General features: G+C 42.5%; 1 protein-coding gene. It reads left to right on the forward strand.

Annotation, left to right across the window (positions count from 1 at the left end):
• Positions 1-970: 970 nt before the first annotated feature.
• A partial coding sequence (locus A3735_RS22965; RefSeq protein WP_156499849.1) for an FAD-dependent oxidoreductase occupies positions 971-1559 on the forward strand: 589 nt, incomplete at its 3' end.

Genomic DNA, 1559 nt, shown 5'->3' on the forward strand with positions numbered 1-1559 from the left:
CACGCCTTTTACGACATCTAGCTCCCTTTGGGTTAGCTGGTCGAGTTTATTTCTTTGGCGAACGCCTATTCGGAAGAGATCTCCCAGCTGCTGAGAGCTAAAGATGTAGTTCTGTTTTTCTCTCTGTTGTTCATTCAAAGGGNGTTTTAAGGGAAGGATTTGCTTTTGCGTATTTAATTCCTTACTTCCTTTAAAGCAAAGCTCGACTATGTCGAGAAACTCTGTTTCGACCTCATGGTAAATGCCGTGACGGTCGCATATCGCGTAGTACTGCTCCTCGCCCTCCGACCTATCTTCCATGCTTAGCATGCAAGCATGAGAGGCAGCTTGTATAAGATGAAANAATACTCGTTGATGTCTTTTCTTTTCGTTATCTGAGAACTTTCTATCTTTGTCAGTGCGGTACACAGAGAGAAGGGTATAGATACCGCTTCTTGAAGCTATGTGTAGTGAACTTAAAATACGTTTTATTCCATGCGGCTCAAAAACCGAGTGATAGATTTCAGAACGATAAAAGTCACTGTCGTTAATTACATCAGCCATATCTACAGCTTCACCAGCATGAGCAAACAAGCTATTGCTGATTGGATTTATTTTAATGTGTTCTATTAAGGTGTCTGGAAAACTAGTTGGTAGATTAAGTGTTGTGTGTGTGTGAAAAGTGCGCGTACTTAAATGTCCGGTGCTCCAGATCGCAGCGTCGATATCAAGAAATGACTGTAATTCGTTTAGGGCCCACTGGCGATAATACTCAATATCAACGCGCTTGGTTGCTCGATATAGGTGACTAATAAATGCTTCGGTTTCACTCATGCCTAGTGGAATCCAGGTAAAGGGCTATTATTGTTAGAATGGTTTTATTTCTTCTATGTCTCAATCTAAGGCCATTAGGCTAATTTTACTATCCTCTTAAGTAAAGAGCTTTGGCAAACTTTGTTTAGTTTATTGATTTGGTAACAAGGCAAGAAAGATGGCAGCTATTAAAAGTGATGTACTTATTGTTGGTGCTGGAATTGCGGGTTTAATTGCGGCGCATGAATGCTTGGAAAAAGGTCTAAGTGTCTCGTTGGTTGATCGAGATATTGAAGGTAATTCCGGTGGCCTGGCAAAGTTGGCGTTTGGTGGTATGGCCTTGGTGGGGACACCACTTCAGGAACGTATGGGCATAAAAGATTCTCCTGAACTTGCCTTAAAAGATTGGCATTCATTCGCTCAGTTCAGTGAACAGGATGAATGGCCTAAACGTTGGGCTGAATACTACGTGCAGAATTCCGCAGAGCGCGTATTTCATTGGCTATGTGACAAAGGCTTAAAGTTCTTTCCGGCCGTAAACTGGGTAGAACGTGGGCTAAATGGCGATGGTAATAGCGTTCCCCGGTATCACGTAATTTGGGGCACTGGTCACCGCTTGGTTGAATTGTTTCTAGAAAAACTGGCTAAGCATTCTAACCGTGATAGTCTTCAGTTCTTTTATCGACATCGTGTAGTTCAGTTGGTATCTGAAAATGGCCGCGTAGTGGGCTGTCGAAGTGAAAGTGAAGAGACTAAAAAGGTAGTAG

The sequence above is a fragment of the Oleiphilus sp. HI0061 genome, assembly GCF_001635675.1.